Origin of the sequence: Aquimixticola soesokkakensis (genome assembly GCF_900172375.1) — a bacterium.
GTDB classification, from domain to species: Bacteria; Pseudomonadota; Alphaproteobacteria; order Rhodobacterales; family Rhodobacteraceae; genus Aquimixticola; species Aquimixticola soesokkakensis.
This window is the reverse complement of sequence record NZ_FWFS01000007.1, coordinates 212,722-228,234: the sequence shown is the minus strand read 5'-3', so window position 1 is coordinate 228,234 and position 15,513 is coordinate 212,722. Positions and strand designations below refer to the sequence as shown.

Sequence of the window (15,513 nt, the reverse complement as noted above, 5' to 3'; positions counted from 1 at the left end):
CCAGATGCGGGGTTTTCGCACCGCATCGGCTTTGCTAGCATCCAGCCAAACGCCCCCTCACGCCTCTGGATAGCCCGCCCGCATGAGCCTGATGCCTCCGCCCCTGCAGAGTCCGCGCCGCACAACCCCGCGCACCGCCCATACCAAGCGGGATGTGCGCACCCAGTTTGGCGCGTTGATCTGGCGCATCAAGGACGGGAAAGTGCAGGTCATGCTGGTGACCTCGCGCGGCCAGAAACGCTGGATCATTCCCAAAGGCTGGCCCATGAAGGATGAAACCCCCGCCCGCGCCGCCGCGATCGAAGCGTGGGAAGAGGCCGGCGTGGCGGGCAAAACCGCGCAGATCTGCGTGGGGCTGTATTCCTATGTCAAGGATATCGACGACAAACACGCCCTGCCCTGCATGGTGGCGATTTTTCCCCTCAAGGCCGGTCGCCTGGCCACGCATTTCCCCGAAGAGGGCCAGCGCAAGCGCAAATGGTTCTCGGTCAAAAAGGCCGCCTCCAAAGTGGCCGAGCCCGAACTGGCGCAGATCATCGCCCGCTTTGACCCCGCGCGTCTGGGGCTAAAATAGCGCCCGTCGCAGGCTGGCGACACAATCGGGTGTGAAAGCATTGTCTTTACCTTGGTGCAGGACTTAATGTGCCATACTCCTTTTGGCCCGATTTGAAAGCTGGTTCCTGCGATGATCCGCTACACGCTAAAATGCACCAACGCGCATATTTTCGACAGCTGGTTCCAATCCGCTGCGGCTTTTGATTCCCTACACGCAGCGGGGCACACAAGCTGCCCGACCTGCGGCGACAAAGCCGTGCAAAAGACGCTGATGGCGCCGAATGTGGCCAAAGGATCTTCTGACGCCGCCGATGCGCGCGCGCCGTCGCACGAGGCCCCCGCAGGCGCCGCTCGGCCACAGACGCCGCTCAGCGCCCCCCAAAACGAGACCGAAAAGGCGATTGCCGCGATGCGCGAACAGGTGGAGAAGAATTCCGATTACGTGGGGGTCAGCTTTGCCGCCGAGGCGCGCAAGATGCACGCGGGCGACACGCCGACCCGCGCCATCTGGGGCGAAGCCAAACCGCAGGAAGCCCGTGCCCTGCTTGAGGAAGGTGTTCCCATCCTGCCGCTGCCGTTTTTGCCAAAACGCAAAACCAACTGACGCCCCCGCGCGCCGCAAAGGGGTCTTTTCAGCGCATTTGCCACCCGTTTTGCGGTCCCTTTTGCCGCCATGCGCGGCGGTCAGGCGCTGCGCGCTCTTGCGTCTTGCGCGCCGCTCGCTTAATCAGCACCCGATTGTGCAAGGGGGAAGGCCGCAATGCCGGTTCTCGTGATGAAATTCGGCGGCACTTCAGTCGCCACGCTCGACCGTATCAAACGCGCCGCCAAGCGTGTGGGCCGCGAGGTCGCCAACGGCTATGACGTGATCGTCATCGTCTCGGCGATGTCTGGCGAAACCAACAAGCTGGTCGGCTTTGTGGGGGAAACCTCGCCGATGTATGACGCGCGCGAATATGACGCTGTCGTCTCATCGGGTGAAAACGTGACCGCTGGTCTCATGGCTTTGACCCTGCAGGAGATGGACGTGCCCGCGCGCTCGTGGCAGGGCTGGCAGGTGCCTTTGATGACCGACGGGGCCCATGGCGCCGCGCGCATCAAGGAAATCCCCTCCGAAAACATCATGTCGAAGTTCGGAGAAGGCATGAAAGTTGCCGTGGTCGCCGGTTTCCAGGGCATTTCGCCCGAAGGCCGCATCACCACGCTGGGCCGTGGCGGCTCGGACACGACCGCCGTCGCCTTTGCCGCGGCCTTCGACGCCGAGCGTTGCGACATCTACACCGATGTGGATGGCGTTTACACCACCGACCCGCGCATCACCGCCAAAGCCAAAAAGCTGGAAAAGATCAGCTTTGAGGAAATGCTGGAACTGGCCTCGCTCGGGGCCAAGGTGCTGCAGACCCGTTCGGTCGAACTGGCGATGCGCTACAAGGTGAAGCTGCGGGTGCTGTCGAGCTTCGAGGAATATGACCCCAATGCCGGCACGCTGATCTGTGCCGAGGAGGATATCGTGGAAAGCAAAGTTGTCAGCGGCGTGGCCGCATCGCGCGAAGAAGCCAAAATGACGCTGGTCTCCGTGGCCGATACCCCCGGTATCGCTGCGGCGATCTTTGGTCCGCTGGCCGACGCCGGCATCAACGTCGATATGATCGTGCAGAACATTTCCGACGAGGGCGAGACGGATATGACCTTCTCCTGCCCTGTCGATCAGGTCAAACGCGCCACCACGGCGCTACAGGAGGCCAAAGCCGCAGCCAAAATCGGCTTTAGCGAGCTTTTGTCGGATGTCGAGGTCGCAAAAGTGTCCATCGTGGGCATCGGGATGCGGTCTCAGGTGGGCGTTGCGGCCAAAATGTTCAAAGTTCTCTCCTCCGAGGGGATCAACATCAAGGTTATCGCAACGTCGGAAATCAAGATTTCCGTGCTGATTGATCGGAAATACATGGAACTTGCGGTGCAGGCGCTGCATGATGCCTTCGAGCTTGAAAAAGCCTGAGGCCTCATAGGTCTGCGGGCGAGGGGAGCGCCCAGAGACAGGATTATGGCTGAACCGAAAGAAAGCGAAAGTCGCAAACTGCTTGGCCGTTTGCGCGACACGCTCGCGGAAGATAGTGCGGGGCAGACCCGACTGGACCGGATCACGCATTTGATTGCGGATTCGATGCGCACGGAAGTGTGCTCTATCTATCTGTTTCGCGACTCCGACACGCTTGAGCTTTGTGCAACAGAGGGGCTCAAGCCCGAGGCGGTTCACGAGACGCGGATGCGGATCGGTGAAGGGCTTGTGGGCCGCGTGGCGCGCACCGCGACCCCCGTCAATTCCGCCGATGCGCCCTCGGAGCGCGGATTTCGCTACATGCCCGAAACGGGCGAGGAAATCTATTCCAGCTTTCTGGGCATTCCGATCCAGCGCTTGGGCGAAACGCTGGGCGTGTTGGTCGTGCAATCCAAAACCGCCCGCAAATATACCAACGACGAGGTCTATGCCCTCGAAGTGGTGGCGATGGTGCTGGCGGAGATGACCGAACTGGGGGCATTTGTCGGGGACGGCGCGGCGTTGAAGGCGCTGCACCAGCAACCGATCCTGTTTCGCGGCACCCAGGGGCAAGAGGGCGTCGCGGAAGGCAACGTCTTTTTGCACGAGCCGCGCGTGGTGGTCACGAATCCCGTCGCCGACGATCCGGCTGTCGAACTGGAGCGGCTGCAAGCGGGGGTTGCGGCGCTGCGCCTGTCGGTCGATGACATGCTCGCGGCGGCACAATCGGGGGATAAAACCGCCGATAAGGACCAGCGCGAGGTGATGGAAGCCTACCGGATGTTTGCCAACTCCAAAAGTTGGGCCAAACGCATGGAGGAAGACATCGAGCTGGGGCTCTCGGCCGAAGCCGCTGTCGAAAAGGAACAGTCCAACGCGCGGCTGCGTCTGGCCACGGCCCCCGATCCCTACCTGCGCGAACGCCTGCACGATCTGGATGACCTGTCCAACCGGTTGCTGCGCATTCTCACGGGCCAAGGCTCGGAAACCGGCGCGGAAATGCCCGAAAACCCCGTGCTGATTGCCCGCAACATCGGTCCGGGCGAATTGCTGGAATACGGGCGCAAGCTGAAGGGCATCGTGCTTGAGCAGGGGTCGGTCGGCAGCCACGCCGCCGTGGTGGCGCGGGCTTTGGCGATTCCGCTGGTCATCCATGCGCGTGGCATCACCACGCAGGCGCTCAACGGCGATGCGATTCTGGTCGATGGCGAACAGGGTGTGGTGCATCTGCGTCCAGAAGAGACCGTTGCCTCTGCCTTTCGCGACAAGATCGCCATGCAGGCCGAGGCGCAAATGCGCTATGCCGACCTGCGCGACAAACCGGCCAGCGACCTCAAAGGCCGCCAGATTTCGCTGCAGATGAATGCCGGCTTGATGGCCGACCTGCCCTCGCTCGAAGGGTCGGGTGCCGAGGGTGTGGGGCTGTTTCGCACCGAATTGCAATTCCTGATCCGCAACAAGGTGCCACGGCGCGCCGAGCTTGCGCGGCTCTACGGGCTGGTGATGGATTCTGCGGGCGACAAGCGTGTTGCCTTTCGCACGCTCGACATCGGGTCGGACAAGGTCCTGCCCTACATGAAGCCACAGGACGAACCCAACCCCGCCATGGGCTGGCGCGCAATCCGTGTGGGGCTGGACAAAAAGGGCGTCATGCGGATGCAGCTTCAGGCGCTGGTGCGCGCTGCACGCGGTCGCCCCCTGTCGATCATGTTCCCCTTCGTGGCACAATTCGACGAGTTTCGCGAAGCCCGTCAGCATTTGATCCATATGATCGAGGGCGAGCGGCGCCTGGGAAACCCCGTGCCCGACTACGACAAAATCAACATTGGCGCGATGCTGGAAACCCCGTCGCTGGCCTTTGCGCCGGACGCGTTTTTCGAAATGGCGGATTTCATCTCCATCGGGGGCAATGACCTCAAACAGTTCTTTTTCGCCGCCGACCGCGAAAACGAACGGGTGCGCCGCCGCTATGACACCCTCAACGTGTCCTTTTTGACCTTCATCGGGATGATTGCCGAGCGCTGCAAAAAATTCGGCACGCCGGTCAGTTTCTGCGGCGAGGATGCGGGCCGCCCCGTCGAGGCCATCTGCCTTGCGGCCATGGGGCTGGACACGCTGTCGATGCGCCCCGCCTCGATCGGTCCGGTGAAACATCTGATCCGGCGGGTGGATTTGGGTGAATTGCGCCGTGTGATCGACGCCTCCTCCGAGCGCGGCGATCAATCCGTGCGCAGCTCGGTGCTGGCGTATCTTGCGGAAATCGAAACCTGAGGCCTGTACACGACAGGCCCCGATCGATTGAGGCGACCGGTTTGACGCGACCGGTTTGACGCGACTGGGCGCTGCGGGCAGGTACATCAGGACAGCAAAGCCGGGACAGGCGAGCTAGGACAGGCGTTTGACCTCGGCGCGCAGCTGCGCTTTGAGCGCATCAAAGCCCAGATCGCTGTCTTCGGCCATGCGCATCAGTCCAAAGGTCACATGCGCCATGTCCTGATAATAGGCCGTGAAGGCGTAATTCGTCGCGGCCCCTGTCACCGCCCCGATCACCGGAACGGTTTGTGCAGCAAGTTTCTGCCCCAAAACCAACGCCAGACGCGGCGCGATTTTGGCGATCAGAGCATGGATCGTTGCCCCCGTCAGGGTCGCGCGCGCCATCACGAACCCAAGGTCGGCACCATCATCCTCCTCCATCGGGCCGGCCGCGGCAAAAACCGTCAGGCAGGCTTTGCGGATGTCGTCGCGCGTGGTGTCAAAACCATAGTCTTCGGCCACAGATTGGATCGCATGCAGCAAAACGGTGGTCGTCACGGGCAATTCGGCCAGCGCCGATGGCACCCCCCCTGCGCCGCCCACCGCGCCCAAGCCGACGCTAACGGCGCGACTGATCGCGGTGTTGCCCTTGACCCCCGCACGGCGCGACCGCGACGCGCCCGCAAAGCTGATGTTGAGGGCGCGCATCGTGGCATCCTCGATGCCGTGACGCAGGGCTTTGGGCAGGCCGGCGGTCAATGTTTCGGCCGAGCCGCCCGCCGCGTTCATCAATTTGATCACCGGGTTGGACGCGCGCCGATAGCGTTTGGCAAGATCGGTGATCGCGGCCGCGGTGGGCGCTTGCAGCACGATATGACCGTCATCCGCCGTCAGCGCACCCACGGTTTTTCGCGTCGATTTTCCCGCTGCCTTGTCATCGCCTCTGGCCACGTCTCTGCCCTCGCCTCTCCACCGCAACTCTTGCCTTATCTGGGGGCGCTGCGCGGTGAACTCAAGCCCTCAGGGGTCGATGTCGCGCGTCACATCGCCCGTGACCCCCGCCCATGCCTCCTCGCCCAGTGACAGGCCCAACACCCGGTCGGGGTTGGTGGGGGGCGGCATGATCACGCCCTCGCGTTTGCTGAATCCGAAACGCTGGTAGTAGGGCGCATCGCCCACCAGCAACACCCTTTGCCAACCGAGCGCGGCCGCGCGTTCCAGACTGTCCTGGATCAGCAGCGCGGCAAGCCCTTCGCCCTGACGTGTGGGGTGCACGGCCACCGGCCCGAGCAGCAGAACCCGCGTTGAGGCAACGCGCACCGGCCAATAGCGAATTGCGCCCGCCAGCACATTGCCCTCGTCGCGCGCCAGCAGGCTCAGCTCGGCAATTTTGGGCACATCGTCGCGCAGCCGATAGGACGACAGAAGCTCGCGTCCGGGGGCAAAGCAGGTATCATAGAGGGCTTCGACCTCCCATAAATCTGCTGCTGTCTCGGTCGTGATGCGGTACAAACCCTGCCCCCATGCGTTGCGGCGTCCAGTCTCGTCAATGGCCTAGCACGGCGCTAGAATAGGGGCAACGCAGCCGCGAACCCGAAAGGTCCCAATGTTTTACACCCCCGCCACCGGCCATGGCCTTGCGCATAATCCCTTCAACGCCATCGTGTCGCCCCGCCCTATCGGCTGGATTTCGACCCGCGATGCAGCAGGGCGCGACAACCTTGCCCCCTATTCGTTTTTCAACGCCATTGCCTATACCCCGCCGCAGGTGATGTTTTCCTCGCTGTCGCGCAAAGCGGATCGCGGCGACACCAAAGACAGCCTTGCGCAGATCCGGGAGACGGGGGTGTTTTGCGTCAATATCGTGGAATACGGCGCGCGCGCGGCGATGAATGCCTCCAGCGCCCCTTTGGCCGCCGGGGTCGATGAATTCGCGCAGGCGGGCATTGCCAAGCGTGCTTGTGAAACCATCGACTGTGCGCGCGTGGCGGGGGCGCCGGCGGCGCTGGAATGCGTGCTGCGACAGATCATCCCGCTGGAAGGCGCGTCGAATTTCATGGTGCTCGGGGAAGTAACCGGCGTCCATATGCGCGACGATTGCCTGCGCGACGGGCGCTTTGACATCACCGCCTTCCAGCCCCTCGCGCGCTGCGGCTACAAAGACTATGCGGTGGTGCGCGAGCTGTTCGAACTGGAGCGCCCGACCTGACGGCCCGCCAAACACATCGGCGGGCCTTTTGGCGCATTTTGGGACGGCTTAGCTGAGTTTGGACAGCTTGGCCTGCAATTCAGCGAGCTGTTTCTTGATCGTCGCGAGATCCTCGGGGCTTTCATCCGCATCGGAGGCCGGGCCGGACCAGTTTTTCCCCATGGCAGGAAGGCCCGAGGTCATCGCTTTGAGGAAGGCTTCTTGTTGGGCCTGCATCGCCTCAAGCCCCGGCATGGTGGGCAGGCCGGCAAGGGTCGGCATGGCAGGCATCGGGTTTTTCCCCAGATTTTCCATCATCTTGGCCTGCCCGTCCCGCAGCATATCAAAGGACATTGCCAAAAACTGCGGCACCACAGACTGCACCTCGGTGGTGTAGCTGCGCACAAGGTCGGTCAGCACGCCCAGTGGCAGCACGCTTTCGCCCTTGCTCTCGTTCTCGGCAATGATCTGCAAAAGGTACTGGCGCGTGAGGTCATCGCCGGACTTGAGGTCCACGATCTGCACTTCGCGCCCCGCACGGATAAAGCGCGAGATATCCTCAAGCGTGACGTAATCGGATGTCTCTGTGTTGTAGAGCCTGCGCGAGGCGTAGCGTTTTATCAGAAGCGGCGCATTTGTGTCGGCCATCTTTTATCCTCCCCTTTTGTATCTGCCTTTGCAAAAAGCCTATGCGAGACGGTTTGAAATGCAAAGGTAATTTGCAGGTGCGGCATCCGCGCCAAGACGCGCGCGGGCCGAGAGTGCGCGCGGGCGGGGGTGCGGGCGGGGGTGCGAGCTGGGTGAAAACCGGGTGTGCATTGGCGCCTGGAAACAAAAAGACGGGCACCGAAGTGCCCGCCAGAGGAGTGCGCCGTCAGGGAGGAGGAAGCGGCGCGCTAAAATTCCTCGAACTTATTTCGCAGCTGCGGTCGCTTTTTTGGTCGCAGCGGTCATGTCGGACGTCGCTTTTTTGGTTGCGGCCGTCATGTCTTCGGACATGTCCTTGCCAGCAGCCATGACGAGTTCCATGGTTTCCATCTGAACTTTTTTCGCAACTTCAGCGAAAGCAGCCATGTGCTCGGATGCGACTTCGGCCTGCGCGGAGGCAAAATCGGTCATCGCTTTGGAGTAGTCTGCGGGCTCGTCTTTCACGGAGGAGAGGTCCGAAAGTTTGGCCAGCGTTTCTTTGGTCCATTTGGTGGAAATCTCGGTGGATTTCTCAGCCGCGCCCAGCGCAACTTTGGACAATTTCTCGCCGAAAGCGGCTTGGGTTTTGAAGCCGTCCTGCATGGCGCTCATGTCCACGGGAAATGCGCCCATCATGTCTTTCATCATCTTGGTGAAGTCTTCAGTAGTCGCCACGATACATCTCCGATCGTTGAAGCAGGTGGAACACTCCACCCCTGTCGCAGTCGGGCTCTGCCCCGAGGAGTGATCCATCCGGCCACTCTCTCTGCGCTTGAGATGAATATGCTTTCTGCACTGCAGCAAATCAAGAGGGAAATGCTGCAGTGCAGCAACAAATCTGTTACAAAGACAAGAATGCTGGCAAAATCAATCAACTACAGGGAGAAAAAACTTTCCCTCATAGCTTGGGATTTGCCGTTACGTAAGTCCCGGGGGCGGCGCAAATCACCGGATGGGTCGAATCGCCGGGCGTGCGCGCCTTGACCATCGCGCCCGACTTTGCCGCCAGCCAGCTTTCCCAGCGCGGCCACCAGGAGCCTTCGTTGAAATCGGCGCCCGCGCGCCAGTCCTCGGAGGCAAGCGTGAGGTCGGGATTGGTGTAATGCCCGTATTTCTTCTTGCTGGGCGGATTGATGATGCCCGCGATATGGCCCGACTGGCTGAGAATGAAGGTCTTGTTCTTGGAGCCCATCTTGCGCACACCACTATAAGAGGCGCGCCACGTCGCGATATGGTCGGTTTCGCATGCCACCGCGCAGAGCGGCACATCGACATCCTTGATATTCACCGGCGCGCCAAACAGCCGATAGCCCGAGGTCACGAATTCATTGCGCTGGCACAGGCCGCGCAAATATTCCACCGCCAGCTTTCCGGGCAGGTTCGTGCCGTCGGAATTCCAGTACAGCAGATCAAAGGCCGGCGGCGCCTCCCCCATCATGTAGGTGCGGATTGCAGGCGTGTAGATCAGGTCGCGCGAGCGCAGGTAGGAAAAGGTTCGCGACATGAACAGGCTTTTCATCACGCCATTCTGCGCGGCTTCCGCTTCCAGCCCCCCCAGAAAATCCTCATCCAGAAAGACGCCCACTTCGCCCGTGTCCGAAAAATCCGTGAGCGTGGTGAAAAATGTCGCCGATTTGACGGATTTATCGCCAATGCGTTTGAGATGGGCGAGCGTCAGCGACAGGGTCGTGCCCGCGATGCAATAGCCGGTGACGTTGATCTTTTGCTCGCCGGTGATGGTTTTGACCTGATCGATGGCCTCCAGAAACCCGTGTTCGACGTAGTTCTCGAGCGTCACATCCTTAAAGCTGGCATCGGGGTTGATCCAGCTCACAACGAACAGCGTGTAGCCCTGATCGACCACCCATTTGACCAGAGAATTGCGCTCGGTCATGTCCAGAATGTAGTATTTGTTGATCCAGGGCGGAAAAATCAGCATCGGGGTGCGATGCACTTTTGGCGTGGTCGGAGCGTATTGGATCAGCTCGAAATAGGCGTTGCGATAGACAACGGACCCTTGGGTGGTGGCAAGGTTTTCACCCACCGTAAACGCGCTTTTGTCGGCGAGCGACACCACGACCTCGCCATCATTGGCCTCAAGGTCGCGGACAAAGTTTTCCAACCCGTCCACAAGGCTTTGGCCCTCGGTTTTCAAGGCCTGTTCCAACGCATCGGGGTTGGTGGCCAGAAAATTGGTGGGGGCCATCATATCGACGATCTGGCGGGTGAAATAATCCAGACGTTTGCGATCTTTTTCGTCCATTGCCTCGGTATCGGCGACGACATTCACCATCGCTTCAGAGTTCATCATGTACTGTTGCTTGATGAAGTTGAAGAAAGGATGGGTCTCCCACAAGGGATTCGAGAACCGCCGGTCCGTGGGCGTCTCGTCAGGGGGCGGGGTCATATCGCCGCGCGCAAGACGCTTTTGCGCCTCTGCATAATGCGACAGGGTCTTGCCCCACCAGCCGACCTGATGCTCAACCATCCGCGTGGGATTGTTCATCGTTTCCGACATCCACGCAGCGGCGGCTTTCAGGAACAGATCCTGCCCCGGTCCCTGCAGGTCCGTGCGGATCGGTTTGCGTTTGGCCAAAGCTTTTGCCATGCGCTCTTGCAGGGCCTCAAGTTTCGCAAGGTTCGCGCTCATCACGTCGATCTCACGGTCCGAGACTTTTTGCTCGCTTGTCATTCCCTGGCTCCCCCCTCAATTTACTTTGCAAGTGCAGCATAATCTGCCTAACCTGAATAAATATGACGATAGCCCGTGCAGGAGCGTCTTGAAAGCTCCCCGTGCTCTCGCATGATGTGTTTTATCCCCGCCGATGCGCGGGAGTGAGGAGTTCCCATGAACATCATGGCATCCTACGATTTGATGGAAACGATCCGCACGACAAACCAATGGCTTGGCGCGTCGGCGCAGGCGATGGGGTCCTATCCGGCCATGTCGATGTTCCCCAATCCCGCCGTCCAGTGGATGGCCGCCTGGGGCGAGGTCACGGAGCGGTCGTTTTCGCGCATGGTGGTCAAGCCCGACTGGGGAATCGGTTCGGTTGTGGGGGATGACGGTCGCGACCATGTGGTCACCGTCGAAACCACCGTCGAAAAAGATTTCGGCGATCTGATCCACTTCAAAGTGCAAGGCCGGCGCGAAATGAACCGCCGTGTTTTGCTGGTTGCGCCGATGTCGGGGCACTATGCCACGCTGTTGCGCTCGACGGTCGTCTCCCTGCTGCCCGATTGTGATGTCTACATCACCGATTGGCGCAATGCGCGCGACATTCCCGTCTCTGCCGGCAAGTTCGATATCGAGGACTATACCCTTTACCTCGTTGATTTCATGAAAGAACTTGGGCCAAACACCCATGTGATTGCCGTGTGCCAACCCGCGCCGCTCACCCTTGCCGCCGCCGCCTATCTGGCCGAGGAAGAGCCCGCCGCACAGCCGCGCTCGCTGACGCTGATCGGCGGTCCCATCGACCCCGATGCCACCCCTACCGACGTCACGGATTTTGGCAAACGCGTCACCATGGGCCAGCTTGAAGCCTCGATGATCCAGCGTGTCGGTTTCAAATATAAAGGTGTGGGGCGCAAGGTCTACCCGGGCTTGTTGCAGCTGTTGTCCTTCATCTCGATGAACGGCGAAACCCACTCGAAAGCGTTCCAGAACCAGATCAGCCGCGTTGCCAAAAGCGAAGCCAGCGATGCGGATAAACACAATAAATTCTACGATGAATATCTCGCCGTGATGGATATGACGGCGGAATTCTATCTCTCTACGGTCGAGCGGATTTTCAAAGGTCTCGAAATCGCGAAGAACGAATTTGTCGTGGCCGGAAAGAAGGTCGATCTGGGCAAGATCACCGATATCGCCGTCAAAACCGTCGAGGGCGAGAAGGACGATATCTCCGCGCCGGGGCAATGTGTGGCTGCGCTGGACCTCTGCACCGGCCTGCCTGATTCGATGAAAGCGGCCCATCTGGAACCCGGGGCCGGCCATTACGGCATTTTTGCCGGCTCGTCTTGGCGCAAGAATATCCGCCCGCTCGTGCTGGAATTCATCGACGCAAATTCCGGCCCGCGGGTTGTGGGCGGCACCGCTGCCGCCAAACCTGCCGCCGCGAAAGCCGCTGTCGTGGATGCCCCCGCCGACGCTCCCAAGGGCGACAAGGCGATGCCGGTTTAACGCTGCCCTACCCGTGATGGGGGCCGCGTTGTGGGCAAGGCCATCAAAAGACGGCCAGAGAGACGGCCAGAGAGACGGCCAGAGAGACGCCCTGAAAGACACAGCCAACGCGCGCGAAGGACAGCTTCGCGCGCGTTTTGCCTTAGCGCAGCACCAGCGGTGCGGGCGTATCAAGCCAGTCCACCAAGGCGCGCGTCAGCGACTTTGGCGCTTCCCACATCGGCAGATGCCCTGCCCCCTCGATCACCACCAATTCGGCATAGGGCATAAGCTGGGCGATGAATTCGGCGCGCCGCACCGGATTGATCGTATCCGACGCCCCGGCCACGATCAGCGCGGGCAGGCGTGCGCGGCGCAAAACGGCTTGGGCGTCGGGGCGGCGCTGCGCGATGCGGCTCAGGCGCAGATACGCATCCGGCCCCACCTCAAGCGCCATTTCATACCACATCGACAGAATTTCCGAGCGATGCGGCCCGTCGTGCAGGTGGCTGGCGTTCAATTCCTGGCGCAAGACATCGCCAAAGCGTCCGGTCTTCACCGCAACCATCCGCGGCTCGCGCGCGGCCGCCCCCACAGGTGTTTCACCCTGCGCATTGCCACAGATCAGCGCGATGCGGGTCACGCGCTCGGGCGCACGGCGCAAAATATCGGTTGCCACGGCAGCGCCCAGATCATGGCCGACCAGCGCAAAACGCGCCGGCGCATTGTCGAGAATTCCGGTCGAAATCTCTTCCAGCGTGTCGCCCACCATCGGCGCGACGCTCACCATGCGGGTGCGGCTCAGGTCGGGCACCTGCCCCATCCACAGCCGCGCATCGGCCATAAAGCCGGACAACAGCAGCACAGGTTCGGATGGAGTCATGGAAAAATCCTTGCGTTCGCGCCCAAGTTGACTGAACCGCGTCCGCCGTCAAGCGGATCACCGCCCGCGCGCCATATCACAGGCGAAATTACGCCTCAGGCGCGGCTTCCCACTGAAACGCCCCATCGGCATGGGGCGGGGCCATCGGGTTCCACGCCAGTTCCCAAACATGCCCGTCCGGGTCGGCCAGATAGGCAATATACCCGCCCCAAAACACCTCATGTGGCGGCTTGAGAACTGTGGCACCGGCATCGATCATGCGCTGCGCCAATCCGTCTACCTCGTCCTTTTCGCGCAGATTATGCGCCAAAGTCATGCCGCCGTGTCCCAGGGTTTCAACAGGCACCCCCATGTCGCGCGCCAGTTCATCGCGCGGATACAGGCCCAAGGCCTGCCCGAGCAGGTTGAAGGCCACGATCCCCGCATGTTCGGACACATCGCGCCAGCCAAGCGCCGCGTAAAACGCTTTGGCGCGCGCAAGGTCGGCCACCGACAGCGTGATTAAAGAGACCCGTTGTTCCATCGCTGCACTCCTGTTTTGGCCAAAAGCCTATTCCAAACGCTCCAGCACCCGCTCGGCGGAAAAGGAAATCTGCCCCAACTCGCGCACGCTGCTAAAGCGGTGATCGGCGCCCTTGACCAAAAGCAGGCGAATGTCCGCGCCGCTTGCGTGTTCAAACAGGCGCATCGCGGTTTGCACCGAGACCGAGGTATCGGCGGTGCCCTGCAACATCAGCACAGGCAGATCGAGTGTCAAAGGCGTGCGCAGCACAAGCTGGTTGCGCCCGTCCTCGATCAGCCGTTTGGTGATCGGATAGGGCGCATCGTAATCCGACGGCACAAGCACCCGCCCCGTGCGCGCCAGTTCAGCGCGCTGCTCGGCCGTGAACCCCGCCCAGAACCCGTCTTCGGTAAAATCGGGCGCGGCGGCGATGGTGACAAGCCCGCCCACGCGTGCGCCCAGCCGTTTCGTCATCAACAGCGAAATCCAGCCGCCCATCGACGAGCCGATCAGCACCTGCGGACCATGTGTCAGCGCCTCGATCACGGCCTGCGCGTCCTGCGCCCAATCCCCGATGCAGCCCTCCTCGAACGCGCCGCTGCTTTCACCGTGCCCCGAGTAGTCGAACCGCAAAAACGGGCGGCCTTCGCGGCGGGCCCAATCTTCCAGATAGAGCGCCTTTGACCCTTCCATATCCGACATGAAGCCGCCCAGAAACACGACACCAACCCCCGCACCTTCGGTCTGGTTATAGGCGATGGAGCGGCCTTGCGGTGTGGTAAGAAAGCGCGACATAGGGCAACCTGCAAAGTTGAGTGGCGAATGGAATATTCCCCAAGCCTAAGCCGCAGCGGCGCGGGCTTCAACCGCCCGTAACGGTGCCAAAGCCCGTCTCGACCTCGCGCAGGCGCCACGCCACCCCCGCCCCGCCCAGCGCCATCAGCGCAAACACCCCCAGCGTGATCTGCGGCCCGACCATCGCGGCCAGCGCGCCGATCACCCCGGACCCAAGCAAGATCACCCCGATAAGGGTATTGGCCACCGCCGTGTATTGGGGGCGCTGATCCTCGGGCGCAAGATCGACGAGATAGGTCGACCGCCCCTGCCGCACGCCGTAATAGCAAATCATCAACAAAAACAACGTGCCCGGAATGGCCCAAATCGTGCCCGACACGCCCGCAAGGTCCACCGCGACCGCCAAAAACAGGGCGACAGCGCCAAAGATCCCCGAAAGGGCCAGAACGGTCTTGGACGAGCGATCCGAGAGCCGCCCCCAGAGATAACTCGACACGAAAGAGGCCAGCGCCGAGGCCAGAACCGAGGCCCCCAGCGCCTCAAATGCGCCGTTTCCGGCGGTCGAGCCCAGCAAGATGAGGTAGGGCGGGGCCAGCGCCGTGCCCGTCAACAACCCGCGCGCGACGATAAAACGCGCCAGATCAGGGTCGCGGCGCAGCAGGCCCAATTGGGTTTTGAACGACACGGGCGCGGCCTGTTCGAGGTCCTGCGCCTCCTCATCGAGCGTCGCAAACAAGGCAGCCGCCCCAATCCACAACAGCGCCGCGAGGCCCAAGGCCCCCATCACGATGGCAAAGCGCTCGATGGGGGCAACCATCAACGCCAGCGCAAAGAGGAAAATCACAACGGAGGCGCTTGAGGCCGCAAGCCCGGTCGCGGCGCCGCGGCGCGCCTTGCCCACGGTTTTGCCCAGCACATCCTTGTAGCTGACAGAGGCAACCGAGCGCGACAGCGCCAGCAGGGCCACGACCGCGCAGGCAGCACTCCCCGCCGCCGCCCCCGTCAAGGTGACGCCGATCAGCACGATCAGCGCCGCAGCAATCCCCTGCCCCAGCGAGGCCGCCGCCCAGGCCCATTTGCGCCGCGACAGGGCGTGGATACGCGCGGCGGTGAACAGTTGCGGCAACAGGGCCCCTGCTTCGCGGATCGGCACCAACAGCCCGATCCAAAAGGCCCCTGCCCCCAAATGGGACAAAAGCCACGACAACACCAGCTTGGGGTCAAACAACCCGTCAGCGGACTTGCTCATCGACAGGGAGGCCGCATGTTTGAGAAAGTTCGACGCTTCGGCCTGTTGTGCGTGTTCGGAAAGACTTTCGGCCTTGCCCCGGGCGCCTGTAAGCGCCTCGAATGCCTCTTTTTGCCAGCCTGTGTGCCTTGCCATGCGCCGCGCCTTTCGTGATTGACTTTGACCCTTTGAACAGGGACATAGAGCGCGAAACCCAACCCG

The 15,513-nt window shown here is 61.6% G+C and carries 15 protein-coding genes; 6 read left to right on the top strand and 9 right to left on the bottom strand.

The annotated features are described in order from the left end of the window. The first annotated feature begins 82 nt into the window (after window positions 1-82). From AQS8620_RS10695 to ptsP, 4 genes are all read left to right on the top strand, one after another. Window positions 83-574 carry an NUDIX hydrolase gene (locus tag AQS8620_RS10695; protein WP_085836876.1) on the top strand — a complete coding sequence of 164 codons (492 nt, stop codon included), beginning with the start codon at window positions 83-85 and terminating at the stop codon, window positions 572-574. Between the two features lie 111 nt (window positions 575-685). After that, on the top strand, window positions 686-1,159 hold the full coding sequence (locus tag AQS8620_RS10690; protein ID WP_085836875.1) for a DUF1178 family protein: 474 nt from the start codon (window positions 686-688) through the stop codon (window positions 1,157-1,159). A 156-nt stretch (window positions 1,160-1,315) separates the two neighbouring features. Then, entirely contained in the window at window positions 1,316-2,551 is a 1,236-nt protein-coding gene (locus tag AQS8620_RS10685) for an aspartate kinase (protein ID WP_085836874.1), read from the top strand. A 45-nt stretch (window positions 2,552-2,596) separates the two neighbouring features. Further along, window positions 2,597-4,861: a phosphoenolpyruvate--protein phosphotransferase gene (gene ptsP / locus AQS8620_RS10680; protein WP_085836873.1), complete on the top strand. Its 2,265-nt coding sequence runs from the start codon at window positions 2,597-2,599 to the stop codon at window positions 4,859-4,861. A 114-nt stretch (window positions 4,862-4,975) separates the two neighbouring features. Here the strand turns inward: ptsP and AQS8620_RS10675 are convergent, their stop codons facing one another. Together AQS8620_RS10675 and AQS8620_RS10670 are read right to left on the bottom strand one after the other, a co-directional pair. Beyond that, window positions 4,976-5,794, bottom strand: coding sequence for an EcsC family protein (locus AQS8620_RS10675; protein WP_234990450.1), 819 nt, complete (start codon window positions 5,792-5,794; stop codon window positions 4,976-4,978). A gap of 69 nt (window positions 5,795-5,863) precedes the next feature. Further along, window positions 5,864-6,355 (bottom strand): GNAT family N-acetyltransferase, encoded by a 492-nt coding sequence (locus AQS8620_RS10670; RefSeq protein WP_085836872.1) that lies wholly within the window; start codon window positions 6,353-6,355, stop codon window positions 5,864-5,866. A 94-nt stretch (window positions 6,356-6,449) separates the two neighbouring features. On the opposite strand from AQS8620_RS10670, the gene AQS8620_RS10665 reads away from it, so the two are divergent. Beyond that, complete coding sequence (locus AQS8620_RS10665) at window positions 6,450-7,052, top strand: flavin reductase family protein (RefSeq protein ID WP_085836871.1); 603 nt, start codon at window positions 6,450-6,452, stop codon at window positions 7,050-7,052. Between the two features lie 48 nt (window positions 7,053-7,100). On the opposite strand, the gene phaR is transcribed toward AQS8620_RS10665, so the two are convergent. From phaR to AQS8620_RS10650, 3 genes are all read right to left on the bottom strand, one after another. Next, window positions 7,101-7,679, bottom strand: a complete 579-nt coding sequence (phaR, locus tag AQS8620_RS10660) for a polyhydroxyalkanoate synthesis repressor PhaR (protein ID WP_085836870.1) — start codon at window positions 7,677-7,679, stop codon at window positions 7,101-7,103. Between the two features lie 264 nt (window positions 7,680-7,943). Next, entirely contained in the window at window positions 7,944-8,393 is a 450-nt protein-coding gene (locus tag AQS8620_RS10655; protein ID WP_085836869.1) for a phasin family protein, read from the bottom strand. A gap of 223 nt (window positions 8,394-8,616) precedes the next feature. After that, window positions 8,617-10,410, bottom strand: a complete 1,794-nt coding sequence (locus AQS8620_RS10650; RefSeq protein ID WP_085836868.1) for a PHA/PHB synthase family protein — start codon at window positions 10,408-10,410, stop codon at window positions 8,617-8,619. A gap of 156 nt (window positions 10,411-10,566) precedes the next feature. Here AQS8620_RS10650 and phaZ point away from each other — a divergent pair, with 156 nt between their 5' ends. Further along, on the top strand, window positions 10,567-11,904 hold the full coding sequence (phaZ, locus tag AQS8620_RS10645) for a polyhydroxyalkanoate depolymerase (protein ID WP_085836867.1): 1,338 nt from the start codon (window positions 10,567-10,569) through the stop codon (window positions 11,902-11,904). Window positions 11,905-12,046: 142 nt separating this feature from the next. Here phaZ and AQS8620_RS10640 read toward each other — a convergent pair whose 3' ends face one another. From AQS8620_RS10640 to AQS8620_RS10625, 4 genes are all read right to left on the bottom strand, one after another. Next, on the bottom strand, window positions 12,047-12,766 hold the full coding sequence (locus AQS8620_RS10640; RefSeq protein ID WP_085836866.1) for an alpha/beta fold hydrolase: 720 nt from the start codon (window positions 12,764-12,766) through the stop codon (window positions 12,047-12,049). Between the two features lie 88 nt (window positions 12,767-12,854). Next, window positions 12,855-13,289: a VOC family protein gene (locus AQS8620_RS10635; RefSeq protein ID WP_085836865.1), complete on the bottom strand. Its 435-nt coding sequence runs from the start codon at window positions 13,287-13,289 to the stop codon at window positions 12,855-12,857. 27 nt (window positions 13,290-13,316) lie between these two features. Further along, window positions 13,317-14,063: an alpha/beta hydrolase gene (locus AQS8620_RS10630; protein WP_085836864.1), complete on the bottom strand. Its 747-nt coding sequence runs from the start codon at window positions 14,061-14,063 to the stop codon at window positions 13,317-13,319. Between the two features lie 67 nt (window positions 14,064-14,130). Next, window positions 14,131-15,447 carry an MFS transporter gene (locus AQS8620_RS10625; protein WP_085836863.1) on the bottom strand — a complete coding sequence of 439 codons (1,317 nt, stop codon included), beginning with the start codon at window positions 15,445-15,447 and terminating at the stop codon, window positions 14,131-14,133. Window positions 15,448-15,513: the final 66 nt, after the last annotated feature.

Excerpts from the sequence above, each read along its gene's own strand:
- AQS8620_RS10695 (WP_085836876.1), top strand. The coding sequence starts at position 83 with ATGAGCCTGATGCCTCCGCCCCTGCAGAGTCCGCGCCGCACAACCCCG.
- AQS8620_RS10690 (WP_085836875.1), top strand. The coding sequence starts at position 686 with ATGATCCGCTACACGCTAAAATGCACCAACGCGCATATTTTCGACAGC.
- AQS8620_RS10685 (WP_085836874.1), top strand. The coding sequence starts at position 1,316 with ATGCCGGTTCTCGTGATGAAATTCGGCGGCACTTCAGTCGCCACGCTC.
- ptsP (WP_085836873.1), top strand. The coding sequence starts at position 2,597 with ATGGCTGAACCGAAAGAAAGCGAAAGTCGCAAACTGCTTGGCCGTTTG.
- AQS8620_RS10665 (WP_085836871.1), top strand. The coding sequence starts at position 6,450 with ATGTTTTACACCCCCGCCACCGGCCATGGCCTTGCGCATAATCCCTTC.
- phaR (WP_085836870.1), bottom strand. The coding sequence starts at position 7,679 with ATGGCCGACACAAATGCGCCGCTTCTGATAAAACGCTACGCCTCGCGC.
- AQS8620_RS10650 (WP_085836868.1), bottom strand. The coding sequence starts at position 10,410 with ATGACAAGCGAGCAAAAAGTCTCGGACCGTGAGATCGACGTGATGAGC.
- phaZ (WP_085836867.1), top strand. The coding sequence starts at position 10,567 with ATGAACATCATGGCATCCTACGATTTGATGGAAACGATCCGCACGACA.
- AQS8620_RS10640 (WP_085836866.1), bottom strand. The coding sequence starts at position 12,766 with ATGACTCCATCCGAACCTGTGCTGCTGTTGTCCGGCTTTATGGCCGAT.
- AQS8620_RS10635 (WP_085836865.1), bottom strand. The coding sequence starts at position 13,289 with ATGGAACAACGGGTCTCTTTAATCACGCTGTCGGTGGCCGACCTTGCG.
- AQS8620_RS10630 (WP_085836864.1), bottom strand. The coding sequence starts at position 14,063 with ATGTCGCGCTTTCTTACCACACCGCAAGGCCGCTCCATCGCCTATAAC.
- AQS8620_RS10625 (WP_085836863.1), bottom strand. The coding sequence starts at position 15,447 with ATGGCAAGGCACACAGGCTGGCAAAAAGAGGCATTCGAGGCGCTTACA.